General features: G+C 73.0%; 17 protein-coding genes and 1 pseudogene. 10 read left to right on the top strand and 8 right to left on the bottom strand.

Annotated features, from left to right (window positions below; genetic code table 11):
• The first annotated feature begins 128 nt into the window (after positions 1–128).
• From O7611_RS22685 to O7611_RS32015, 3 genes and pseudogenes are all read left to right on the top strand, one after another.
• The gene (locus O7611_RS22685; RefSeq protein WP_194800638.1) at positions 129–1046 is read left to right on the top strand and encodes a tetratricopeptide repeat protein; all 918 of its coding nucleotides are present in this window, start codon (positions 129–131) and stop codon (positions 1044–1046) included.
• A gap of 58 nt (positions 1047–1104) precedes the next feature.
• Positions 1105–2132: pseudogene (locus tag O7611_RS22680) on the top strand (arginase family protein); the annotation flags it as partial.
• 10 nt (positions 2133–2142) lie between these two features.
• Positions 2143–2274 (top strand): hypothetical protein, encoded by a 132-nt coding sequence (locus O7611_RS32015; protein WP_370584924.1) that lies wholly within the window; start codon positions 2143–2145, stop codon positions 2272–2274.
• A gap of 73 nt (positions 2275–2347) precedes the next feature.
• Here O7611_RS32015 and O7611_RS22675 read toward each other — a convergent pair whose 3' ends face one another.
• Positions 2348–4315: a penicillin-binding transpeptidase domain-containing protein gene (locus O7611_RS22675; RefSeq protein WP_269697536.1), complete on the bottom strand. Its 1968-nt coding sequence runs from the start codon at positions 4313–4315 to the stop codon at positions 2348–2350.
• A gap of 288 nt (positions 4316–4603) precedes the next feature.
• Here O7611_RS22675 and O7611_RS22670 point away from each other — a divergent pair, with 288 nt between their 5' ends.
• Positions 4604–9667 (top strand): NAD-glutamate dehydrogenase, encoded by a 5064-nt coding sequence (locus O7611_RS22670; protein WP_194800641.1) that lies wholly within the window; start codon positions 4604–4606, stop codon positions 9665–9667.
• Positions 9668–9731: 64 nt separating this feature from the next.
• Here O7611_RS22670 and O7611_RS22665 read toward each other — a convergent pair whose 3' ends face one another.
• Together O7611_RS22665 and O7611_RS22660 are read right to left on the bottom strand one after the other, a co-directional pair.
• A complete protein-coding gene (locus O7611_RS22665) occupies positions 9732–10532 on the bottom strand; it encodes a class F sortase (protein WP_269697535.1) in 801 nt (266 codons plus the stop codon).
• Positions 10533–10611: 79 nt separating this feature from the next.
• Positions 10612–11763, bottom strand: coding sequence for a hypothetical protein (locus O7611_RS22660; protein ID WP_269697534.1), 1152 nt, complete (start codon positions 11761–11763; stop codon positions 10612–10614).
• A gap of 578 nt (positions 11764–12341) precedes the next feature.
• On the opposite strand from O7611_RS22660, the gene O7611_RS22655 reads away from it, so the two are divergent.
• Positions 12342–14153 carry a glycoside hydrolase family 6 protein gene (locus O7611_RS22655; protein WP_194800644.1) on the top strand — a complete coding sequence of 604 codons (1812 nt, stop codon included), beginning with the start codon at positions 12342–12344 and terminating at the stop codon, positions 14151–14153.
• Positions 14154–14261: 108 nt separating this feature from the next.
• Here O7611_RS22655 and O7611_RS22650 read toward each other — a convergent pair whose 3' ends face one another.
• From O7611_RS22650 to O7611_RS22630, 5 genes are all read right to left on the bottom strand, one after another.
• Entirely contained in the window at positions 14262–14645 is a 384-nt protein-coding gene (locus O7611_RS22650; protein ID WP_194800645.1) for a hypothetical protein, read from the bottom strand.
• 76 nt (positions 14646–14721) lie between these two features.
• On the bottom strand, positions 14722–15045 hold the full coding sequence (locus O7611_RS22645) for a hypothetical protein (RefSeq protein ID WP_194800646.1): 324 nt from the start codon (positions 15043–15045) through the stop codon (positions 14722–14724).
• Positions 15046–15062: 17 nt separating this feature from the next.
• Positions 15063–16721, bottom strand: a complete 1659-nt coding sequence (locus tag O7611_RS22640) for a sodium:solute symporter family protein (RefSeq protein WP_194800647.1) — start codon at positions 16719–16721, stop codon at positions 15063–15065.
• A gap of 126 nt (positions 16722–16847) precedes the next feature.
• Positions 16848–17936 carry a hypothetical protein gene (locus O7611_RS22635; RefSeq protein WP_194800648.1) on the bottom strand — a complete coding sequence of 363 codons (1089 nt, stop codon included), beginning with the start codon at positions 17934–17936 and terminating at the stop codon, positions 16848–16850.
• A gap of 13 nt (positions 17937–17949) precedes the next feature.
• Entirely contained in the window at positions 17950–18555 is a 606-nt protein-coding gene (locus O7611_RS22630) for a hypothetical protein (RefSeq protein WP_194800649.1), read from the bottom strand.
• Between the two features lie 305 nt (positions 18556–18860).
• Here O7611_RS22630 and O7611_RS22625 point away from each other — a divergent pair, with 305 nt between their 5' ends.
• The 5 genes from O7611_RS22625 to O7611_RS22605 all read left to right on the top strand — a co-directional run bounded on the left by O7611_RS22625 (position 18861) and on the right by O7611_RS22605 (position 23729).
• A complete protein-coding gene (locus tag O7611_RS22625) occupies positions 18861–21209 on the top strand; it encodes a sensor histidine kinase (protein WP_194800650.1) in 2349 nt (782 codons plus the stop codon).
• The gene (locus O7611_RS22620; protein ID WP_013288181.1) at positions 21209–21631 is read left to right on the top strand and encodes a roadblock/LC7 domain-containing protein; all 423 of its coding nucleotides are present in this window, start codon (positions 21209–21211) and stop codon (positions 21629–21631) included. Before O7611_RS22625 ends, O7611_RS22620 begins: the two co-directional genes overlap by 1 nt.
• Positions 21621–22010, top strand: a complete 390-nt coding sequence (locus tag O7611_RS22615; RefSeq protein WP_194800651.1) for a DUF742 domain-containing protein — start codon at positions 21621–21623, stop codon at positions 22008–22010. Before O7611_RS22620 ends, O7611_RS22615 begins: the two co-directional genes overlap by 11 nt.
• Entirely contained in the window at positions 21991–22593 is a 603-nt protein-coding gene (locus O7611_RS22610) for a GTP-binding protein (RefSeq protein WP_194800652.1), read from the top strand. The genes O7611_RS22615 and O7611_RS22610 overlap by 20 nt, the downstream gene beginning before the upstream one ends.
• Positions 22594–22694: 101 nt before the next feature.
• The gene (locus tag O7611_RS22605; protein WP_269697533.1) at positions 22695–23729 is read left to right on the top strand and encodes a lactonase family protein; all 1035 of its coding nucleotides are present in this window, start codon (positions 22695–22697) and stop codon (positions 23727–23729) included.
• Positions 23730–23856 lie beyond the last annotated feature (127 nt).

Here is a 23856-nt window from a genome sequence, read left to right as displayed (position 1 = left end):
CGGAAAGTGCAAGATCGCGGGGAGGTGGGGGTGAGGGGGCGGCGCGGGGGTTGAGCAGGGGTGAGAGTGGCGACGTGGGCGTTGCGGGTGGTCGGAGATCCCCGGGGTACGTGCGAGACTAGACAACCATGAGCGACCCACGGATCACCTCGTCGATCTTCACCCGCGGCGCGGTCGACCTCAGCGCGCTGCGCACCCCCGCACCGGCCGACACCTCCTCCGCCACACCGTCCCAGGGCGCTGGGCCGACCGGGCTGCCGGGCAGCCCCGCAGGCTCCGCCGCCGTGATCGACGTGACCGAGGCGAACATCCAGTCCGAGGTGCTCGAACGCTCGCTCACCACACCGGTGGTGGTCTTCTTCGGTGCCGCCGGCTACCCGGAGAGCGACCAGTTCGCCCCGGTGCTGGAGAAGCTGGCCGCCGAGGGCGGCGGAGCGTGGCTGCTGGCCCGGGTCGACGTGCAGCAGCAGCCGCGGCTCGCGCAGATGTTCCAGCTCCAGACGCTGCCCACCACGTACGCCATCGTCGGTGGCCGCCCGATCGACGCCTTCCCCGGCCCGGTGCCGGAGTCGCAGTTGCGACAGTGGCTCCAGGCCGTACTCAAGGCCGGTGGCGTCACAGTCGCCGAACCGGAGGACCCGCGCCTCGACGCCGCCGACGACGCGCTGATGAGCGGTGACCTCGACGCGGCCGAGGCGGCGTACCGGAAGATCCTGGCCGAGTCGCCGGCGGACGCGGCGGCGGAGGCGGGCCTGGCGCAGGTCGGGCTGGCCCGCCGGGTGGCCGGCGCCGACCCGCAGGGCGCGCTGGACGCCGCTGCGGCCGCCCCCGACGACGTGGACGCCCAGTTGCTGGCCGCCGACATCGAGGTGCTCAGCGGCCTCGCCGACGAGGCGTACAAGCGGCTGGTCGGCCTGGTCAGGCGCACCGCCGGGGACGACCGGGACCGGGTACGCCAGCACCTGCTCGGCCTGTTCACCATCGCCGGCCCGGACGACCCCGCCGTGGCCTCCGCCCGACGCGCCCTGGCCAGCGCGCTGTTCTGAGTCAACCCGCGCGGGCCGGCGCACCGCCGGCCCGCCCGACCGCCGAGGACGGGAGCCCATGATGCGCCGGATCGCCGTCCTCGACGCGCCGACGAACCTCGGACTGCGCCCGCCCACCGCGAGCTCCGTCCCCGGGTGCGGCAAGGCGCCGGGTGCGCTGCGCGACCACGGCCTGCTCGCGCGGCTGCGGGCCCGCGACGCCGGCTGCCTCACCCCGCCCCGGTACGACCCGGGCGACTGGCGACCCGGTGACGGCGTCTGCCACGCGCCGGAGATCTCCGCGTACTCGGTGGCGCTCGCCGACCGGATCGGCGCGATCATCGACCGGGGCGAGTTCCCGCTGGTGCTCGGCGGTGACTGCTCGGTGCTGCTCGGCTCGGCGCTGGCCATGCACCGTCTCGGCGAGGCGGTCGGCGGGCGGATCGGGCTGGTCTTCGTCGACGGCCACTCCGACTTCCGGCACCCCGGCAACGCCTCGTACGTCGGCGCCGCCGCCGGGGAGGATCTCGCCCTGGTCACCGGCCGGGGGCAGCCCGACCTGGCCGCGATCGAGGGCCGCCGGCCGTACTTCCGGGACATCGACGTGGTGGTACTCGGCATCCGGGCACAGGACGAGTACCGGCTCGACCTCCAGGCCGCCGGCATCACCACCCGGCCGGTGCCGGCGCTGCGCGCCGAGGGCGCCGCCCGGACCGCCCAGTGGGCGCACGAGCAGCTCGTCGACTGCGCCGGCTACTGGGTGCACATCGACGTGGACGTGCTCGACCCGGCGGTGATGCCCGCAGTGGACGCACCCGACCCGGGCGGCATCGCCTTCGCCGAGCTGGAGATCCTGCTCGCCGGGCTGGTCGACACCCCGCACTGCCTCGGCGTCGAGCTGACCGTCTTCGACCCCGACTACGACCCGGACGGGGCGTACGCCGCCGAGATCGTGAACACGGTGGTGGCCGGGCTCGCCCCGGTCGTCGCGCCGGGTGCCGTGCCGCCCCGGCTGCTGCCGGCCGGACCTGTCGCACCGCAGCCCCGCGCCGCCGACAGCCGGTCGAAGCCCGAGCCGCTGCCCGCCCCGGCGGCCGTACCGGCGCCGGCGGTCGCGGTGGAGCCGATCGGCCCCGACCCGACCGCCGACGACGACCTCGGTGACGACCCGCTCGGGCCCGGTCTGCTGCGCCGCGCCTCCGCCGGAGACGAGCCGGACCCGGCCCGCTCCGGCATCGACATCGCCTGACCGGTACGCCTCAGCGCGCCGTCCCGCCGCGCAGGACCGGGCTCAGCTCACGGCCGGGCGGCGCGGGACCCGCTCAGCTCGCGGCGAGGCCGCGCAGGAACTTCTCGGCGATCGGCGCGGCGACCTTCGAGCCCGCCCCGCCCTGCTCGACGAAGACGGCGAAGGCCACGTCGCCCTGCCAGCCGACGAACCAGGCGTGCGTGTGCGCCGGGTTGTTGTCGTACTCCGCGGTGCCGGTCTTGCCGTGCACCGGCTCGCCCGGCACGTCCGCGAGCGCGCTGCCGCTGCCCGCTGTGACCACCCCGCGCATCATCGACTTCAGCGCCGCCACCGACTCCGGCTTGAGCGCCTCGCCGGCCGGCGCGGGCTTGGCCGGCGCCGGGTCGAGCAGCAGCTTGGGCTGCTCGAACTTGCCCCGGGCCACCGCCGCCGTGGCGCTGGCCATCGCCAGCGGGCTCACCAGCGTGGTGCCCTGACCGATCGCGGCGGCGGCCTGCTCGGTGGCCGGGCCGTTGGCGGAGATCTTGCCGGTGAACGCGTCGGTGCCCAGATCCCACGCGGCCTCCAGGCCGAGCGACCGGCCCGCCTGCGCGAGCCCGTCCGGGCCGAGCTTCGGCGCCAGCGCCACGAACGCGGTGTTGCAGGACTCGGCGAAGTCGGTGGCGAACGGCACCGCGCCCAGCTCGAAGTTGTCCGAGTTCTTGAAGACCCGGCCCTCGACGGTCGCCGTCTTCGGGCAGTTCACAGTCGTCTGTGGGGTCACCGCACCGCGGTCGAGCAGGCCGAGCGCGCTGACCATCTTGAACGTCGAGCCGGGCGGAACCTGGGCGGTGAAGGCGAGGTTCTCGCCCGCCGCACCCGGGCCGTTCGCGGCGGCCAGCACCGCGCCGTCGCTGATCCGCACGGCGACCAGGGCGGACCGGCGGGTCTGCCCGCGCAACGCGGCGTCGGCGGCGTTCTGGGTGGCCGCGTCGATCGTCGTCTTCACCGGCTGACCGGGCTTCGGGTCGGCGCGGTACAGCTCCGTGCCGGTCGGCTCGACCTTGCCGTCCGGGGTGGTCCGCTCGGTGATCACGGTGACGCCGGGGACGCCGCGCAGCCGCTCGTCGTACCGGCCCTGAAGGCCGCCGTGGCCGACCAGGTCGCCGCGCGCGTACCGCTCCGGGTGGGCCTGGAGGTCGTCGGCGGTGGCCTGGTCGACCGAGCCGAGCAGCGCCCGGGCGAACTCGCGGGTCGGCGCCAGCATGAGCTGCTCCGAGACGAACCGGGTGCCGGGCAGGTCGTAGATGCGCGGCTTGATCTGCCGGTACGCCTCGTCGCGCAGCGTCACCACCTCGACGAGCCCGTCCGCCTTCGCCTCCTTGAGCCGCTTGGGCAGGTCGCCCAGGTCGACCGGCGGGGTGAGCGCGGGCCGGATCGCCTTGAACGCGGCGTCCAGCTTCTTGACCGTGCCGGGCACGTCGGTGACCTCGCCGGGGACGAGCTGCACCCGGACCACCGGGCGCGGTGCGACGATCGGCTGACCGGCCGCGTCCAGCACACCGGCGCGCTGCGCCGGCTCCCGCCGCAGCGCGATCCGGTCGCCGCTCTCCAGCTTCTCGTGCACCACCGACGGCTCCCAGATCACCTGCCACTGGTCGTCGCCGCCGCGCTTGAGGCGTACCGGATTCTCGTAGGCCCAGGTGCCGCCGCCGGGCAGCGCCCAGCTCACCTTGACCCGGGCGGTGGCGACGTCGCCCTTGGTGGTGATCTCGCCGGTGCGCGCCAGCTCCGGCGGGTTCGCCGCGAGCGCGCCGGCGAGCGCCTGGATCTGCTTGGTCACGTCGCCGGCGGGCACCCGCCCGCCGGCCGGCTGGACGAAGCCGACCGCCTGCAGGTCGCCGGAGCGCCAGCCGCCGAGGAACGCCTCGACGGCCGTCTCCGGGCCGTCGTCCCCGGAGCATCCGGTCAGCGCACCGGCCGTGACCAGGACTGCGGCCAGTGCCGCGAGGGCGCGGTGACGGGTGTGGCGGTGGGGGCGGACGGGGTACGACACGGGCATGAAGCGGTCCCTCCGGTGCTCAACTGCCCTGCACGCTAGTACGGCCCGGCGCTCCCCACCGCCCCGCCACGGCCTCCGGCAGCGCGAGAAGCAGCGTGTGGCAGTGTGATGAACATCGCCAGTCGGGGTACTCCGCGAGCGGCCGACCTCGGACCCGCAACGGGTGAAAGGACAGAGTCCCGATCCGGACGTCCGGCCAGTGATCCGCCGCGGGAGGTACCGCGCGGTAGGGCCTAGGCTGGGCGGCAGAGTGACCCACAACGCGGTGGGTCGAGGGGAGTGGCACCGATGGACCGGCGTCCGGCGATCAAACCGGGACCCGACCTCCGGCAGGCTGACACCGGCCGGGACGACGACAGCTTCGATTCGGCGACCGACGGGGACGGTTTCAGCCGTCTCGACACAGGAGTGACCGGGATGACCGGTTCCAGCATCGACACCCTCTACGACCTGGGCCTGCCTGCGCAGGCGCTGGCCGACGAGTCGGAGGACGCCGAGCTGGACGAGCCCGTTCCCAACGCGGAGCGGCTGGTCGCCCAGGCGGTCGCGCTGGCCGGCGACGACCACGACGCGGCCACACTGGTGGACCGCTTCTGGCGGTTCGCGCCGGACGAGGAGCTGATCGGCTTCACCGCCGAGGAGATGCTGGAGGCGGCCCGGGCGCACCGGGACCTGGCCCAGCAGCGGGTGCCGGGCGAGCTGAAGCTCCGCATCCACGAGCCGGACGCCGAGCAGCACCACACGGTCGTGGAGATCGTCACCGACGACATGCCGTTCCTCGTCGACTCGGTGACCGCCCTGTTGAACTCCCACCACCTGGACGTGCACCTGCTTGTGCACCCGCTGGTCGTGGTGCGGCGCGAGCCGCTGGGCCGGCTCACCGAGGTGTCGGCGGACGTGGAACCGGACGACGCCATCGCCGGTGACCTGGTCGAGAGCTGGATGCGGATCGAGATCGACCCGGTCCGTGACCCGGCCGAGCGGGAGACGCTGCGGCGCGAGTTGCAGCGGGTGCTCACCGACGTGCGCGAGGCGGTCGAGGACTGGCCGAAGATGCGGCAGCGGGCCCTCGCGCTCGCCGACGAGCTGGCCGCCGCCCGGACGTCGGACAACCGCCCGCCGGTGCCGGAGAAGGACATCACCGACTCGGTGGAGCTGCTGCGCTGGCTGGCGCACGACCACTTCACGTTCCTCGGCTACCGGGAGTACCGCCTGGTCGACACCGACGGCGCGCGCGGCGGGCAGGCCCTGGAGGCGGTGCTCGGCACCGGGCTTGGCATCCTGCGCTCCGACTCGCCGGAGGCCCGGTCGCTGAACTCGATGACGCCCGAGGCGCACGAGAAGGTGCTGGAGAAGCGCCTGCTCATCATCACCAAGGCCAACTCGCGTGCCACTGTGCACCGCTCGGCGTACCTCGACTACATCGGCTTCAAGATCTTCAACGAGGCCGGCGAGGTGGTCGGGGAGCGGCGCTTCCTGGGTCTGTTCTCCACCGCCGCGTACCGGACCAGCGTGCAGGAGCTGCCCGTGGTCCGGCGCAAGGTCGCCGAGGTGCTCGACCGCTCGGGCCTGAGCCTGCGCAGCCACTCCGGCAAGGACCTGCTGCAGATCCTGGAGACCTACCCGCGCGACGAGCTGTTCCAGATCAAGACCGACGACCTGTACCACGCGGTGATCGGCGTGCTGCGGATGGCGGGTCGACGGCAGCTGCGGGTGTTCCTGCGCCGCGACGCGTACGGGCGGTTCATCTCCTGCCTGATCTACCTGCCGCGGGACCGCTTCACCACCCAGAACCGGCTGCGCATGCAGGACATCCTGCTGCGCGAGCTGAACGGCGTCGGCGTCGACTACACCACGCGGGTGACCGAGTCGATGCTGGCCCGGGTGCACTTCATCGTGCGTACCGACCCGAACAACCCGCCCGGCGACATCGACGCCGACCTGCTCGCCGAGGAGCTGGCCGACGCGACCCGCCTCTGGGACGACGACTACCGGCTGGTGCTGGAGCGCAAGCTCGGCGACGAGCAGGCCAAGCACCTGTTCGCCAGGTACGCCGACGCGTTCCCGGAGGGCTACAAGGACGGGCACACGCCGTACGAGGCGATGAAGGACCTGGCGAAGCTGGAGCTGCTGGAGGAGCCCGGCCAGCTGGAGATGCACCTGTTCCGCAAGCAGGCACCGCCGCGTCCGTACGCCGCCCGCGCCGCCGACGCCGACGAGACGATGGACGTGCGGTTCAAGGTCTACCGGTACGGCGAGCCGATGATGCTCTCCGCCGTGCTGCCGGTGCTGCACTCGCTCGGCGTGAAGGTGGTCGACGAGCACCCGTACGAGGTGGAGCGCGTCGACGGCCGGATCTGGCTCTACGACTTCGGTCTGGAGCTGCCCGAGCGGCACCAGGACCTGGCCGAGGTGCGTCCGCACGTGGAGAACGCCTTCGCCGCCGCCTGGCGGGGCGAGGCCGAGGTGGACGGCTTCAACGAGCTGGTGCTGCGGGCCGGGCTCACCTGGCGGCAGGTCGTCGTGCTGCGCGCGTACGCGAAGTACCTGCGCCAGGCCGGCACCGTGTTCTCCCAGGAGTACATGGAGCAGACGTTCATCGCGTACCCGCAGATCGCCGAACTGCTGGTGAAGCTGTTCGAGACCCGGTTCGCCCCGGGCGCGACCACGCTCGACGAGCGGCGGCAGCGCAGCGGCGAGCTGGTCGACGCGATCGGTGAGGCGCTGGACGAGGTGGCCAGCCTCGACCAGGATCGCATCCTGCGGGCCTACCTGACGCTGATCCAGGCCACGCTGCGCACCAGCTTCTACCAGAAGCCGGTGGGCGGGCGGCCCAAGGCGTACGTGGCGTTCAAGCTGGACCCGCAGGCCATCCCGGACCTGCCCGCGCCGCGGCCCAAGTTCGAGATCTTCGTCTACTCGCCCCGGTTCGAGGGCGTGCACCTGCGGTACGGGCCGGTGGCCCGCGGCGGCCTGCGCTGGTCCGACCGGCGCGAGGACTTCCGGACCGAGGTGCTCGGCCTGGTCAAGGCGCAGATGGTGAAGAACGCGGTGATCGTGCCGGTCGGCGCCAAGGGCGGCTTCGTGCTGAAGCAGAAGCCGGGCGACCGGGACGAGGCGGTGATCTGCTACAAGGAGTTCATCTCCGCGCTGCTCGACGTCACCGACAACATCGTCAGCGGCGAGATCGTGCCGCCCGACGACGTGGTCCGGCACGACGGCGACGACCCGTACATGGTCGTGGCCGCCGACAAGGGCACGGCGACGTTCTCCGACATCGCCAACGAGATCTCCGAGGCGCACAGCTTCTGGCTGGGCGACGCGTTCGCCTCCGGTGGCTCGGCCGGCTACGACCACAAGAAGATGGGTATCACCGCCCGCGGCGCCTGGGAGTCGGTCAAGCGGCACTTCCGGGAGCTGGGCCACGACACCCAGACGCAGGACTTCACTGTGGTCGGCGTCGGCGACATGTCCGGCGACGTGTTCGGCAACGGGATGCTGCTGTCGAAGCACATCCGGCTGGTGGCCGCGTTCGACCACAGGCACATCTTCCTGGACCCGGATCCGGACTCGGCCCGGTCCTGGGAGGAACGCAAGCGGCTGTTCGACATGCCGCGCTCGTCGTGGGAGGACTACGACCGCGAGCTGATCTCCGAAGGCGGCGGCGTCCACTCGCGTACGGCGAAGTCGGTGCCGATCTCGCCGCAGGTCCGCGCGGTGCTCGGCCTCGACGAGGACGTCACGCAGCTCAGCCCGCAGGAGCTGATGAAGGCGATCCTCACCGCGCCGGTCGACCTGTTCTGGAACGGCGGCATCGGCACCTACGTCAAGGCGTCCAGCCAGACCAACGCCGAGGTGGGGGACAAGTCAAACGACGCCATCCGGGTGGACGGCAAGGGCCTGCGCTGCCGGGTGGTCGGCGAGGGCGGCAACCTGGGCTTCACCCAGCAGGGCCGGATCGAGTACGCCTCGACCGGCGGCCGCATCTACACCGACTTCATCGACAACGCGGCCGGTGTGGACTGCTCCGACCACGAGGTCAACATCAAGATCCTGCTCAACACGGCGGTGGCCGACGGCGAGCTGGACCGGCCGGAGCGCGACGAGCTGCTGGCCCAGATGACCGACGAGGTCGCCGATCTGGTGCTGCGGGACAACTACGACCAGGCGCGGGCGCTCAACAACGCCCAGGCCCAGGCCGCCTCGTTGCTCCCGGTGCACCGGCGGATGATCAACGAGCTGGAGCGGTCCGGCGCGTTGAACCGGTCGCTGGAGGCGTTGCCCTCGGACGAGGAACTGGCGGTCCGCACCGAGAGCGGCCTGACCGCGCCGGAGTTCGCGGTGCTGCTCGCGTACGTCAAGATCGTGCTGGAGCGCGAGATCGTCGGCGAGGGCCTGGCGGACGAGGAGTGGACGACCGAGGTCCTGGTCAACTACTTCCCGACGCCGCTGCGGCAGCGCTTCGCCGAGCGGATGGGCCGGCACCGGCTGCGCCGGGACATCGTCACCACGGTCCTGGTCAACGAGGCCATCAACCGGGGCGGCATCTCGTTCGTCTTCCGGGTGGTCGAGGAGACGGCGGCGTCCGCTGCCGACGTGCTCCGGGCGTACGTGGTGGTCCGCGAGGTGTTCGGCCTGCGCGACCTGTGGGACGCGGTCGAGGCGCTCGACAACAAGGTCTCGCCCGAGTTGCAGACCGCTGTCTACCTGGACACCCGGCGGCTGCTCGACCGCGCGGTGCGCTGGCTGGTCACCAACCGGCGCTCGCCGATCGACGTGCCGGCGGAGATCGCCCGGCTGCGCGACGGTGTGGCCCGGCTCCTGCCGGACCTGGAGAACCGGTTCTGGGGCACCGAGCGGGAGGCCATCGCGGCGCACATCGAGTCGCTTGTCGAGCGCGGGCTGCCGCGTGACCTGGCCGAGCAGGCGACTCGCCTGATGTACAGCTTCGGCCTGCTGGACATCGTCGAGACGGCGCAGGCGACCGGGCGGGACGTGAGCGAGGTGGCCTCGGTCTACTTCGTGCTCTCCGACCGGTTCCGGGTCGACGCGCTGCTGTCGAAGATCTCCCTGCTGCCCCGCGAGGACAGGTGGCAGACCCTGGCCCGGATGGCGCTGCGCTACGACCTGTACGCCGCGCTGGCCGCGCTCACCGCGGAGGTGCTCGGGTCCACACCGGAGGACGTGCCGCCGGTGGAGCGGGTGCAGGAGTGGGAGCAGGCGAACGCCACCTCGATCCACCGGGCGCACCGGGCGATGGGGGAGTTCGACGAGTCCCGCGCCGACCTGTCCGCGCTGTCGGTGCTGCTGCGACAGATCCGTACCCTGGTCCGGACCTCGGCGGCGGCCTGACCGCTCGACGCGAGTGGCCCGGTGGTCGGTTCCCCGACCGCCGGGCCACTGCCGTTTCCGCCCCTCAGCTCGTCATCGGGGCGTAGACGACGATGTTGTTCAGGTAGCTCTCGGCCGTCTTGTCGAACACCCCGCCGCAGGTCACCACGCGCAGGGCGGGCACGTCCGACGGGCCGTAGACCTGCGCGGCGGGAAAGGCGGTCTTCGGGTACGACGCGACCTCCCGCACCGTGAACGTGGCGGACGAGCCGTCCTGCCGGGCGACCACTATCGTGTCGCCCGCCACCAGCGCGCCGAGGTTGAAGAACACCGCCGGGCCGAGCTGGGCGGAGTCGACGTGACCCACTATCACCGCGTTGCCGGCCTCGCCCGGGCTGGCGCCGGGGGAGTACCAGCCGGCGTTCATGGCCTGGTCCAGCGGGGGCACCTGGACCGTGCCGTCCGGGTTCGTGCCGAGCGACATGATCGGCGCCTGCACCCCGATGCGGGGGATCGAGATGGTGACCGGCGCCGACCGGGGCAGCGGGGCCGGGGCGGCGCCCGTCGTGTTCGGGACGCCCGGGACGGCTGCGGCGCCCGGAGTGGCGCCGGGTGCGGCGTTCGGTGGGCCCGGCGTCGCCGGGCCGCCCCCGGCGGGGCCCGCTGCCGGCCGGCCGGTGCCACCCGGTGTGGACTGCCCGATGCCCGGTGCCGGTTGGCTCTCGGCGCCCGGTGCGGGTTGGCCCTCGGCGTCCGGGTCGGCGTAGGCGCCACCCGGATCGCTCTGCGGGCCGGTGGTGACCGGGGCCGCCTGACCGAGCGGCTGCGGCGGTGACGGTGGCGGGACGGTCCGGACGGACGCGCCGATCAGACCGGCCCCGGCCATGGCGAGCAGGACGACGACGGCCGTGCCAGCGGCACGCCACGGACTTCCGTGGCGGCCGCTGGCCCGGGTCGTCGTCCGGTCAGACCAGGCCACCGGCCCGCCGCCGGCGCAGCAGCACCAGGCCGCCCAGCGCGGCGGCGCCGATCATGCCCGCGCCGCCGGTGGCGAGGTTGCGGTCCACGCCGGTGGTCGTCATGCCGCCGTCGCCGCCGTCGACCCCACCGCGCGGCAGGACCACCAGTTCGCCCTCACCGCAGGTGCCCCGCAGCTCGTACCGGCCCGGCCGGGCGTCGTGCGACACGGTGGCCTCGCCGTAGTAGACGAAGTCCTTCCCGTGCTCCCACTCGTCCTTGCCGTAGTCGCGCTCGGCGTCCTTGCCGTAGTCGCCCTTGTCCTCCTGCCAGGCGCCTCCGCTCGCCTGCCAGTCGTCCTTGCCGCCCTGCCAGGAGCCGTGCTCGTCCTTGCCGTCCTTGCCCTTGTCGTCCGGCCGAGCGCCACGGTCGTCCTTGCCGTGCTCGTCCTTGGCGTCCTTGCCGTGCCGGTCCTTGCCGTCGGGGCCGTGCTCGTCCTTGGTCCAGTCCGGCCCGCCCGGCTTCTCCTTCTCCCAGCCCGGCTCGGCGTCCTGGCCGTACTCGTCGTGCCCCTGCCAGTCGCCGGGGTCGACGGCCGCGCCGGCGCCCGCGCCACCCGGCTGCGGCTGCCCTTCCGGCTGGCCGGCCGGCGGCTGGGGCTGGTTCGCCGGAGGCTGCGGCATGCCGTCGCCACCCGGGCCGTTCCCGCCGGGCCCGTTGCCACCGGGCCCGTTGCCACCGGGGCCGTTGCCGTCCGGGCCGTGCCCGTCCCCGCCCGGCTCGCCGCGGCCGTCCGGGCCCTTGCCGTGGTCGTCCTTGCCGTCCGGGCCCTTGTCGTCCCAGCCCCAGTCCTTGTCGCCGCCCCAGTCGCCGCCGCGGTCGGCCCAGTCGCCGTGCTCGCCGTCGCGGGCCGGGTGCAGGTCGACCTTGCCGGTGACCTTCGACCAGACGGTGGCGTGCTTCTGCGGCTCGGAGCAGATCGCGAGCAGCTCGACGGTGTCCCCCGCCTTCACCACGTGCGGCTTGGCGATGACCTTGCCCTCGTCGTGCCCGCCCGCGTAGGCCATTCCCGGGGTGAACGCGAGAAGGCCCGCTCCGCCGAGAGCGGCGCCCGCGACCACCTTCCCGAGCATCTTCTTAGCCATGACCAGCGTCTCCATCCCTGTTCGTCCTGAGCCCGACGTCAGTCGAGCTAAGACCGACGTTAGACCTTTTCGCGAGTTATTCGGGGAAAGATTCGCTTTTAGGGATTTGCTGACGTTGGGGCGGATGCGTGCCCTGTCCGACGTCGCGCGCGGATCGAATGCCCTTCGCCGCGACCGCGGTCCGCGCGCCGAGTGGAACGTCATGGGTGTCTCCGGGCCGTTTTGACACCCGTGGTGTTCCACCCGAGCTGAGGGGCGTCGGTGGGGCGGCGCGAGTGGGGGCGGGCGGTACGGTGGGGCGAGGCGCATCGAGCCATTGTCATGGAAGCGCTCCCATGCAAGAATCGTTCCACGCGGTTCGGGGAGCCACACCGCGAGCTCAGACGTCGAGGGCAGCCGGCACCACCGGCCGACGTCCGGCTCCATCGGCCGGTCCTGCGGACCGGTCGGCACCACCACCCCCACAACGCCCGTCCGGGTCGGGCGTCCCCCGAAGTAACCCGTGGCGCGCACGGTCGTTCCCGCAGGACGCCCGCAGCCGCCATTGCGCCGGGCCGTACGCGGATCCGGTCTCGCCCAAGGAGATCAGTGGCATGAATCTGTGGAGAAGGCTGTCCGGCCGGAACCGGACGCTTGCGCTCACCAGCGCCGGCGTCCTGGTAGCCGGTGGACTGGTGACCCTCCCGGTCACCGCGGCGCAGGCCGCCACGCAGTGCAGCGTGACCTACACGACCAGCGACTGGCCCGGTGGATTCACCGGCACCGTGACCATCAAGAACATCGGTGACGCGCTCAGCTCGTGGAACCTCGGCTTCACCTTCCCGAACAGCTCGCAGCGGGTGGTGAACGGCTGGTCCGCGCGGTGGTCCCAGAGCGGCCAGAACGTCACCGCGCAGAACGAGTCGTACAACGGGTCGCTCGCCAGCGGCGCCAGCACCACCATCGGCTTCAACGGCTCCTGGAGCGGCAGCAACCCCAAGCCGACCCAGTTCACGCTCAACGGCACCGTGTGCAACGGCGGCACGCCGACCACCAGCACCCCGCCGACGAGCACGCCGCCGACCAGCACGCCCCCCACGAGCACCCCGCCGACGTCGACCCCGCCGACCTCGACGCCGCCGACGACCACTCCGCCGCCGCCCGGGCAGCGGGTCGACAACCCGTACGCCGGTGTGAAGGGGTACGTGAACCCCGAGTGGAAGGCCAAGGCCGAGTCGGTGTCCGGCGGCAACCGGGTGTCGAACAACCCGACCGCCGTCTGGATCGACCGGATCGCCGCCATCAACGGCACGCCGGACAGCAGCTCCAACGGGGCGATGGGCGTCCGTGACCACCTGGACGCCGCGCTCGCCCAGGGCGCCGGCTACATCCAGTTCGTCATCTACAACCTGCCCGGCCGGGACTGCTCCGCGCTCGCCTCGAACGGTGAGCTGGGCCCGGACGAGCTGCCCCGCTACAAGGCCGAGTACATCGACCCGATCGCCGCGATCCAGGGCGACGCGAAGTACCGGAACCTGCGCATCGTCAACATCATCGAGATCGACTCGCTGCCCAACCTGGTGACCAACACCTCGGGCAACGCGGGTGGCACCGTCATGTGTGACACGGTGAAGGCCAACGGCGCGTACGTGAACGGTGTCGGCTACGCCCTGGCGAAGCTGGGCGCGATCGGCAACGTCTACAACTACATCGACGCCGCCCACCACGGCTGGATCGGCTGGGACAGCAACTTCGGCCCGGTCGCCGACCAGCTCAAGGCCGCCGCTGTGGCGTCCGGCAGCACCGTCGCCAACGTGCAGGGCTTCATCGTCAACACGGCGAACTACTCCGCGCTGAAGGAGCCGTACGTCAAGATCACCGACACGGTGAACGGCCAGACCGTCCGGCAGTCCAAGTGGGCCGACTGGAACCAGTACCTCGACGAGCTGTCGTTCGCCCAGGCGTTCCGGCAGAAGCTGGTCTCGATCGGCTTCGACAGCAACATCGGCATGCTGATCGACACCTCCCGCAACGGTTGGGGCGGCGCCGCCCGGCCGACCGGCCCCGGCCCGTCGACCAGCGTGGACGCGTACGTCGACGGCGGCCGGGTCGACCGCCGCTTCCACACCGGCAACTGGTGCAACCAGGCCGGCGCGGGTCTCGGCGAGCGGCCGCAGGCCAACCCGGAGCCCGGGATCGACGCCTACGTCTGGGTGAAGCCTCCGGGTGAGTCGGACGGCTCCAGCAAGGAGATCCCGAACAACGAGGGCAAGGGCTTCGACCGGATGTGCGACCCGACCTACACCGGTAACGCCCGCAACGGCAACAGCATGTCCGGTGCCCTGCCGGACGCGCCGATCTCCGGCGCCTGGTTCGCCGCCCAGTTCCAGCAGCTCATGCAGAACGCGTACCCGCCGCTCTCCTGAGCCGCGGTACGGGCCACCCGCGGCGGCGGGAGTGAGGCACCGCCGCGCGGGTTCCCCGGGCCCCTGGTCGACGCCCACGTCGGCCAGGGGCCCTCGGCCGTGCCGGTGTCAGGGCACGGTGCGCTCGATCGCCGCCCGGCCCAGCTCGGCCAGGTCGCGGCGGGCCCGCTCCAGGTTCTCCGGCGTCACGTCCTGACCCCGGGCCTGCACCAGGTCCTCCGGATCCCAGGGCTGCTCGGCTCCGGTGCGGATGTCGTCCGGTGCGGCACCGGTGCCGGTGCCTGTCGCGCCGGTACCGGCCGCGTACGGGTCACCGATGAGGTTCGGCGACCCGGTGTCGGGCACCGCCCCGTCGGGCTCGGTGAAGACGGGGTTGTCCGGGTCGGTGCCGCCGCCGCGCAACTGGGGCACCGTGCTGTCGTCGTCCACCGCCGCGGCCACCTCGGGGGTCTCCTCCAGCGGCCGCTCGCCACCGCGGTCACGATCGGTCATGCTGCTGCCCTCCTGTCCCTTCCGCCTGATCCCCGAGGCGTACCCGGTGCGGGCCGCGCCATGCGGGCGGCGGGGATCAGGACTCGTCGCGGTGCGGCTCCGGCGTCTCGGTCGGGCGCAGCCGCAGCCACAGCAGCATCAGCAGGCCGAACACCAGCATCGCCGCGCCCGCCCACAGGTTGATCCGGACGCCCTGCGCCTTGTCGATCTCGGCGGACGTGTCGAACAGCCCCATCAGCCCGACGATCAGCCCGTACACCACGAACAGGCCACCGATGACCCGGCGGATGTCGAAGAGCCGGGCCGCGGCGGAGCGTTCCTCCCGGGCGTCCTCGGTCTCGTCGACCAGCGGGTCGTGCGCCTCGCCGCCCTGGTAGTGGCGGTCCGCGTCGTCTGGCATGGTGTGCGTCCCCTCCTTCAGAAGACCGGGATGTAGAACAGGGCGGCGAGGATCACCGCGACGACGCCGAGCAGCACCGGGGAGCGGTACCAGGCGGCGTCGCCGGCCAGTGTGTCGTCGGCGAGCGTGGTGTCGCTGAGGCCGTACACCAGCCCGGTCAGCTGGTCGTCGGTCTTCGGCCGGGTCAGCGGCGTGACGATCGCGGCCACCACCGCGACGGTGGCGAAGGCCAGGCCCGCGCCCCAGAAGCTCTCCTCCAGGTCCGAGTTGAAGCTGATCACGCCGCCCTTGTAGAGCAGGTACGTGGCGGTGGCGACGACGGTGCCGGACAGCAGCGACCAGAACCCGGCCAGCGGCGTCATCCGCCGCCAGAACATGCCGATGATGAACGTGCCGAACAGCGGCGCGTTGAACACCGAGAACAGCGCCTGGATGTAGTTCATGATGTTGCTGAATCCGGCCGCGATGAACGCGGTGCCGATGCCGATCACCACGGCGCCGACGGTGGCGAGCCGGCCCACCTTCACGTAGTGCTCGTCCGGCATGTCCCGCCGGAAGTACGCCTGCCAGATGTCGTACGTGAACACGGTGTTGAAGCCGCTGACGTTCGCCGCCATGCCGGCCATGAACGAGGCCACCAGGCCGGTGACCGCGATACCGAGCACGCCGTTTGGCAGCAGGTCGCGCATGAGCAGCGGGATCGCGTTGTTGTAGACCAGGTCGCCCTCGTCGGCGCCCAGCCCTTTCACGGTGACCAGGGCGATCAGGCCGGGGATCACGGTGACCGCCGGGATGAGCAGCTTCGGGTACGCGGCGATGATCGGCGTACGCCGGGCGGCGCTCATGTTCCGCGCGGACAGGGCGCGCTGCACCTCGGCGAAGTTCGTGGTCCAGTAGCCGAAGGAGAGCACGAAGCCGAGGCCGAACACGATGCCCAGCCAGTGCGCGCCGAGCGGGTTGCCGGTGCTGCCGGTGCCCTCCCAGGCGTGCAGGCCGGCCTCGCCGAGTCTGGAGTCGCGGACCGCGTCCATCAGGCCGCTCACGCCGCCGACCTTGACCAGCCCGATCACCGTGATCGGCACCAGACCGGCGATGATCACGAAGAACTGGAGCACCTCGTTGTAGATCGCGCCGGAGAGCCCGCCGACGGTGATGTACGCCAGCACGATCACCGCACCGACGATGATCGCGAACCAGAGCGGCCAGCCGAGCAGCGCCTGCATGATCAGGGCCAGCGCGTAGAGGTTCACGCCCGCGATGAGCACCTGCGCGACCGCGAAACTGATCGCGTTGAGCAGGTGGGTGGGGCGGTTGAAGCGCAGCCGCAGGTACTCGGGGACGCTGCGGACCTTGGAGCCGTAGTAGAACGGCATCATCACGATGCCGAGGAAGACCATCGCCGGCACGGCGCCGATCCAGTAGTAGTGCACGGTCATGATGCCGTACTGGGCACCGTTGGCGGCCATGCCGATGATCTCCAGGGCGCCCAGGTTCGCCGAGACGAACGCCAGGCCGGTGACCCAGGCGGGCAGCGAGCGGCCGGAGAGGAAGAAGTCCACGCTGGTGCGGATCGCGCGCCGGGCGGCGAAACCGACGCCGAGCACCGTGACGAAGTAGAGCGCCAGAATCAGATAGTCCAGGGCGTTCATGTTCAATCGCAGGCCGCCACCGCCCATGACCGTGCTCCCCTCGTGTGCACCGCTGACCGCACGTACCCCGATTGGGAAGTTTCATACCTGCTGTTCGGTCCGGACGTGCGGAAGCCCCGGCCGGGTCACCGGCCGGGGCTTCGTGGCGGTTTCTCAGCGGCCCAGCACGCGGTCCAGGAAGTCGCGGTAGCCGCGCACGGCGACCCGGAGCTGCTCGGTGTCCGTGGAGCCGGACTCCTGCCAGGCACCGAGCCGGGTGCGCTGCTCGCGCAGGGCCGTGGAGAGCGCCTCGATCGCCTCCTCGACCAGCGACTCGGCCTCGCCGACCGCGGCGCGCGGGTCGTCCACGAAGCGCAGCTGCACGTCGCGCCAGCGGTCCCGGAAGCCCTGGGCGGCCTCCGGCGCGAACAGCGTCGCCGCGTCGGCGGGTACCGCGCCGGGCGTGGGCCGGTCCGCGCCGCCCAGGCTCGCGCCGGCCGTGCCGGCGGCTGCCGCGCCCGCCGCCGCGGTGGCGGTGTCCACCCGGTCGTGCCGCCGGTCGGCGTCGTCGGTGGCGGGGACCGGCTCGGCGTCCGGGTCGACCAGGCCGGGCTCAGCGCTGCCGTACCCGACCGCGCCGTCGGCGGCCGCGTCGTCCCGGACGACGCCGTCGATGCGGTCGTCCCGGGCGTCGGTGTCCACCGTGCGGTCGTCCCGGCCGTCGCCGTCCACGTCACGGTCGCCGGCGCCGGGGTGCTCGGCGTCCCAGCGGTCCCGGTCGTGCAGGCGGTCCCCGGCGGTCGGGTCGGCCCGCTCGTCGTCCAGCGGGTCGGTGCGTCCCGGCGCGCCGTCGCCCGGCGCCGCCGTGTCCTCGTCGCGCGCGTCGCGCTCGTCCTGCGGACGGCCGCCGGCCAGGGCCGAGGCGGCCACCGCGTCGCCCACAGTGGCCGCGCCGAACGCCGTCGGCAGCGGCGCCGGCTCGGCGTACGGGGCACGCCCGTCGTCGTCGGTCCGGTCGGCCGCGTCGCGCAGCTCCCCGGCGTCGTAGGCGCGGGTCTCGTCCACCTCGGCGTCGCGCCGCTCGTCGGTGACCGCCGGGTCGTCGAAGGTGCCGCGGTCGTCCAGCGCGTCCTCGGGCACGTCGGCCCGGTCGGTGTCGCGGCGGTCGGTGTCGGCGTGCTCGCCCGGCTGCGGCACCGGCACCGGTGCGGACCGGACGGCCTCGGGGTGGTCCTGCGTGACCTGCTGTTCATCCTGGCGCATGGCGGCGGCCTCCTCAGCGGCTCGGGACGTCGTGGTCGTGGTCGTGGTCGGGGTGGCGCTGCTCCGGCTGCTGCGTGGACATGGGCACCGGCTCCTCGCCGAGCAGGTCGGCGAAGAGGGCCCGGTAGTGCACGAGCGCCTGCCGGAGGTCCTCGGTGCCGGCCTCACCGCGCTCGTTGCGCTGCCGGATCTCGTGGGCGTCGCGGTAGTGGGTGAGGGTGCGGGCGTGCTCGACGGAGAGGTGGGCGATCTGGTCCGAGAAGTCCCCGGTGGGGTAACCGCGCTCGGCAATCAGACGGCTGACCAGCTCGTCGGCCTCGCCGACGGTCTCCGCGGGGGAGTCGACGAAGCGCACCTGGAGTTCCTCCCAGGCGGCGGCGTAGCGGGCCCGGGACTCGGGGCTCAGCGGGGTCAGCTCCAGCTCGGCGTGCCGGCGTTCGCGTTCCCGCAGCTCGCGCTCGGCGGCGCTGCGGCTGTCCTGCTCGGCGACGACCCGGTCGTACTCGGGGCCGAAGCGCTCGCGCAGCGCCCGGCGGCGGCTGGCGACCACGGCGACCGCGACGAGCGCGGCGATGACGGCGACGACGATGACTATGACGACTACCTGGGTGGACGACATGGCTCCTCCTTCGCACGCTGGTATTCCCTCGTGCGGGTGATCGCCAATCCCGTTGTGCGGCACTTTCCGCCCCGCTTCTGGAAATAGGCGCGGTGTCGCGACCGCCGTCCGGTGCCGGACCGGTGTCCGACTGCGCCCGCCGTGCCCGTCTCGGACCGTAGTGAGAGCCGAGACGGCCGGTAGTGCATCCGCCCCGGATTACGTATCCTGCCCAAGGCGTCCGGGCCGGGGCCCGGCGTCGTGGCCGGCGAACGTGACGGCCGCTGCCGGCGCCACCGAGCGACACCTTCCCGGGCGAGGTCTGATTGAACACCCGTGACTGGCCGATCCGCGCCAAGCTGACCGCGCTGGTCATCGGCCCGGTGACCGGGCTGCTGGCCCTGTGGATCTTCGCCACCACGCTCACCTTCGGGCCCGCGCTCGATCTGCTCTCCGCGCGTACCCTCCTCTACGACCTGGGCCGTCCCGGCGAGGCCGTGGTGGCCGAGCTGCAACGCGAGCGGCGGCTGTCGGTGGTCCAGCTCGCCGGCGACCGCGCCCTCCCCGAGCTGACCGAGCAGCGGGTACGCACCGACGACGCGATCGTCGAGCTGCGCCGCAAGGTCGACGGCGGCGACCTGCGCGACGTCGCCGACGCCCAGCTCGACAACCGGCTCGACCAACTCGTCTCGGCGCTCGACGCGCTGCCCGCCGGACGCGCGTTCATCGACGACCGCAAGGTGGACCGGGCCGGCGCCGTCGGCCTCTACAGCGGGATGATCGGCTCGGCGTTCCAGGCGTTCGGCGCGATGGCCGCGCTGCCCGACGCGCAGCTCAACCGGGAGGCCACCGCGCTGACCGCGCTGGGCCGCTCCCGGGAGCTGCTCGGGCAGGCCGACGCGCTGCTGGCCGGCGCCGTCACGGCCGGGCGGTACGCCGACGGCGAGCACGAGCAACTGGTACGCACAGTGGAGAACCAGCGTTTCCTGGCCGAGACGGCGGTCGCCGACCTGCCGGCCGGGGAGCGGACCGCCTACCAGCGGATGACCGAGGGCGCCGGGTTCCTCCGGCTGCGCGCGCTCCAGGACAGCCTGATCCGCTCGCCCGGGCTGCCCGCCCGGTTCGACATGCGGGCGTGGGAGACCGGCCACGCCGAGGTGTGGCAGAGCCTGCGCGACTTCGAGCTGCGCGGCGCGGACGCCCTCGCCGAGCGGTCGGTGCCGATGGCCACCCGGATCCTCGTCCAGCTCGCCGCCGCCGGTGTGCTGGGCCTGGTCGCGATCGTGGTGTGCGTGCTGGTGGCGCTGCGGGTCGGCCGGTCGCTGGCGCAGCGGCTGAGCGGCGTACGGGCGGCCGCGACCGAGGTGGCCGAACGCCGGCTGCCCGACGTGGTCGCGCGGCTGCGCCGGGGCGAGGAGGTCGACGTGGCCCGGGAGGCGCCCGAGCTGGACCACGGCGGCGACGAGATCGGCCAGGTGGCGCGCGCCTTCAACGAGGTACGCCGGACCGCGGTCCGGGCCGCTGTCGACGAGGTGACGCTGCGCCGGGGCTTCAACGAGGTGATCCTCAACCTGGCCCGGCGCAGCCAGGGGCTGGTGCACCGGCAACTGGCGCTGCTGGACCGGCTGGAACGGCGTACCGAGGATCCGGACGAGCTGGCCGGGCTGTTCCAGGTCGACCACCTGGCGACGCGGCTGCGGCGGCACGCCGAGGACCTGGTAATCCTCGCCGGGGCCGCGCCCGGACGCGGCTGGCGCCGGCCGGTCGCCGCCGTCGACGTGATGCGCGGCGCGATCTCCGAGGTCGAGGCGTACGACCGGGTCGACGTGGGCGAGGTGGCACCGGCCGGGGTGCTGGGCCGCGCCGTCGGCGACGTGATCCACCTGCTCGCCGAGCTGATCGAGAACGCGACCACGTTCTCCCCGCCCGGCACCCGGGTGGACGTCACCGGCCGGAGCGTCCCGGGCGGCTACACCGTCGAGATCCTCGACCGAGGGCTGGGCATGTCCGCGCCGGCCCTGGCCGAGGCCAACCGCAAGCTGGCCGAGCCACCGGAGTTCGACCCGGCCGGCAGCGCCCGGCTGGGGCTGTTCGTGGTGGCGCGCCTGGCCGCCCGGCACGGCGTCCGGGTGGAGCTGCGGCCGTCCCGCCCGGCCGGGATCGTGGCCGCGGTGTTCGTACCGTCGGAACTGATCACCGACGAGCCGCCGGTGGGCGCGGACGCCTCCGCCGGGCCGGAACGGCGGCGCCTGGCCAAGGTGACCCGGCTGACCACCGTGCCGCGGCCGGGGCGGCCGGTCCGGCCGGGCCGGGACCGGTCGGAGAGCACAGTCGTCCCGCTGCAGTCGGCACGGGCCTCGACGGTGGAGCCACCCGCCGACGACGACGGCCTGCCCCGCCGGATCCGGCGCCGCGGCGCGACCGCGCGTCCTCGCGCCGCCGTCGCCGACACCCCGGCCCACCGCACCCCGGAGGAGGCCCGCCGGGCCATGTCGGCGTTGCAGGCCGGCACCGCGCGCGGGCGCCGGGACGGCTCCCGCGCCGCCGGAACCGATCCGGCCACCCCCGCCACCGAAACGCGTGACACCGGTACGCCGTCCACCACCGCGGGGCCGGCCGTTCAGCCCGCCCCGCCGGCGCCGGACCAACGAACCGCGACTGAGAGGGACGCCTAGTGGTGCACACGACGCGGCAGAACGCCGATCTCGACTGGCTGCTCGACGACCTGGTGGAGCGCGTTCCCGCCGCCCGTCAGGCGGTGGTGCTCTCGGCGGACGGGCTCCTGCTCGGCGCCTCCACCGACCAGGACCGCACCGACGCGGAACACCTGTGCGCGCTGGCGTCCGGCTTCTCCGGGCTGGCCAAGGGCGCCACCCGGCACCTGGGCGGCGGCGCGGTCCGTCAGACCGTGGTGGAGATGGAGTCGGCCTACCTGTTCGTGACCGCCGCCGGGCAGGGCGCCTGCCTCGCCGTGGCGAGCGACGCCGACGCCGACATCGGCCTGGTGGCGTACGAGATGGCGATGCTCGTCATCCGGGTCGGGGAGAACCTGGCCGCGCCGAGCCGGGTGGCGGGGGAGCGGACCGATGCGCGCTGAGTCGCCGGGACCGCAGCACGAGTGGCTGGACGCCGACGCCGGACCGGTGGTGCGCCCGTACACGCTCACCGGCGGCCGGGTGCGCCCGCCGGTCGACGGCTTCGACCTGCTGGCGTTCGTGCTCGCCACCAGCGGCGCGGACCCGGCCGGCACGCCCGGTCTCCAGCCGGAGCACCGCCGCCTGATCGAGCTGGCCCGGCGGCCGAAGGCCGTGGCCGACCTCGCCGCCGACCTGGACCTCGCCGTCGGCGTGGTCCGGGTGCTGCTCGGCGACCTCCTCGCCCATGAGCTCGTCGCGGTGCACCGGCCACCGGCCACCGCGTACCTGCCCGACGACAACATCCTCAAGGCGGTGGTCAGTGGACTCCGTGCGCTATGACCGGGAGCCGGGGGCGCCACGAGTGCCGCTGGCTTTGAAGATCCTCATCGCCGGTGGCTTCGGCGCCGGAAAGACGACGCTGGTCAGCGCGTTGAGTGAGGTCCGGCCGTTGCAGACCGAGGAGGTCCTGACCGGGGCCGGGCTCGGCACCGACGACGTCTCCGGGGTCGAGCAGAAGTCGACCACGACGGTGGCGATGGACTTCGGCCGGATCACCATCAACGACGACCTTCAGGTCTACCTGTTCGGCACCCCGGGCCAGGACCGGTTCTGGTTCCTCTGGGACGAGCTGGCGTTCGGCGCGCTCGGTGCGGTGGTGCTCGCCGACACCCGGCGGCTGGCCGACTGCTTCCCCTCGATCGACTACTTCGAGCAGCGGGGCATCCCGTTCGTGGTGGGCGTCAACTGCTTCGAGGGTTCCCGCCGGTTCGGCATGGAGGCGGTCCGCGACGCGCTGGACCTGGACCCGGACGTCCCGCTGGTGCTCTGCGACGCCCGGGACCGGCAGTCCGGCAAGCTGGTGCTGATCTCGCTCGTCGAGCACGTGGCGCGGCAGCGCGGCGAGCCGGTGCCGGTGGGCTGAGCACGCCGTACCCGATCCGTCGGGCCTGGTGGGACTGACCGGGCGCGCCACCGGGAAGCCTCTGGTTGGATCGCAGGCAGGACCGACGAGAGGTGGGTGCGGTGACCGGGCAGGACGAGATCGTCCACATCGGCGGCTACACGGCGGAGACGGGCGGGCGGGCCGAGGGCGTCGTGGCGGCCCGGCGGGACCGGGCGACCGGGGAACTGACCCCGCTGGGCGTCGTGGCGGTCACCCCGTCGCCGTCGTTCCTGGTGCGGCATCCGGCGCTGCCGGTGCTGTACGCGTGCAACGAGCTGCCCGACGGTCAGGTGAGCGCGTTCCGGGTGGCCCCGGACGGCTACCTCGCACCGCTGGGCGTCCGCGAGACCGGCGGCGCGGAGCCGTGCCACGTGTCCGTCGCCCCGGACGGGCGGCACCTGTTCGTGGCGAACTACGGCGGCGGCAGCGTGGCGGTGTTCGGCCTGGACGCCGACGGCGTGCCGGGGGAGCGCGCCGACCTGGTCCGGCACTCCGGCCAGGGAGCCGACCCGCAGCGGCAGGAGCACGCGCACTGCCACATGGTCTCGCCCGACCCGGCCGGCGGCGGGCTGCTCGCCGTCGACCTGGGCACCGACTCGGTCTACCGGTACGACGTCGACGACGCCACCGGCCGGCTGGCCGAGCGGGAGCCGAGGCTGCGGACGGCGCCCGGAACCGGTCCCCGGCACCTGGCCCGGCACCCGGACGGGCGGCGCTGCTGGCTGGTCGGCGAGCTGGACGCCACCGTCACCGCGTACGAGCTGACGCCGGACGGGCCGCGGCAGCGGACGCGTGTCGACGCCAGCGGCCGGACCGGGCACGTCCAGCCCTCCGAGGTGACTGTCGGACCGGGCGGGCGTTTCCTCTACGTGGGCAACCGCGGCGTGGGCACGATCGCTGTCTTCGCGCTCGACGGCCCGGCGCCGGAGCTGGTGGCCGAGGTCGACACCGGCGGCGAGTGGCCGCGGCACTTCGCGTTCGCCGGGGAGCACCTGTACGTGGCCGACGAGCGGGCCGACATGATCAGGATCTTCCGGGTCGATCCGGACGGCGGGGTGCCGGAGCCGGTGGGGGAACCGGTGCCGATGGCGAGCCCGACGTGCGTCCGGCCGTGACCGGACGGTCACCAAGTGAAAGTCCGAAGTGGATTGACATCACCATAAATGACTGACTGGTAACTTAGCGTATGGGTTAGCTGATCAACTGTTTCTGCTGCGTAACTTTCGTCCGAACGGTTGTGGT

Origin of the sequence: Micromonospora sp. WMMC273 (genome assembly GCF_027460285.1) — a bacterium.
GTDB lineage: Bacteria > Actinomycetota > Actinomycetes > Mycobacteriales > Micromonosporaceae > Micromonospora > Micromonospora aurantiaca.
The sequence above is the reverse complement of the archived record's forward strand: the minus strand, read 5'-3'. Positions and strand labels throughout refer to the sequence as shown.

Bases quoted from the DNA above. Each gene is read 5' to 3' on its own strand.
- O7611_RS22635 (WP_194800648.1), bottom strand. From the start codon at position 17,936: ATGCGCCAGGATGAACAGCAGGTCACGCAGGACCACCCCGAGGCCGTC.
- O7611_RS22615 (WP_194800651.1), top strand. From the start codon at position 21,621: ATGCGCGCTGAGTCGCCGGGACCGCAGCACGAGTGGCTGGACGCCGAC.
- O7611_RS22670 (WP_194800641.1), top strand. From the start codon at position 4,604: ATGGACCGGCGTCCGGCGATCAAACCGGGACCCGACCTCCGGCAGGCT.
- O7611_RS22640 (WP_194800647.1), bottom strand. From the start codon at position 16,721: ATGGGCGGTGGCGGCCTGCGATTGAACATGAACGCCCTGGACTATCTG.
- O7611_RS22655 (WP_194800644.1), top strand. From the start codon at position 12,342: ATGAATCTGTGGAGAAGGCTGTCCGGCCGGAACCGGACGCTTGCGCTC.
- O7611_RS22630 (WP_194800649.1), bottom strand. From the start codon at position 18,555: ATGTCGTCCACCCAGGTAGTCGTCATAGTCATCGTCGTCGCCGTCATC.
- O7611_RS22675 (WP_269697536.1), bottom strand. From the start codon at position 4,315: ATGCCCGTGTCGTACCCCGTCCGCCCCCACCGCCACACCCGTCACCGC.
- O7611_RS22665 (WP_269697535.1), bottom strand. From the start codon at position 10,532: ATGGCCGGGGCCGGTCTGATCGGCGCGTCCGTCCGGACCGTCCCGCCA.
- O7611_RS22650 (WP_194800645.1), bottom strand. From the start codon at position 14,645: ATGACCGATCGTGACCGCGGTGGCGAGCGGCCGCTGGAGGAGACCCCC.
- O7611_RS22685 (WP_194800638.1), top strand. From the start codon at position 129: ATGAGCGACCCACGGATCACCTCGTCGATCTTCACCCGCGGCGCGGTC.
- O7611_RS22645 (WP_194800646.1), bottom strand. From the start codon at position 15,045: ATGCCAGACGACGCGGACCGCCACTACCAGGGCGGCGAGGCGCACGAC.
- O7611_RS22660 (WP_269697534.1), bottom strand. From the start codon at position 11,763: ATGGAGACGCTGGTCATGGCTAAGAAGATGCTCGGGAAGGTGGTCGCG.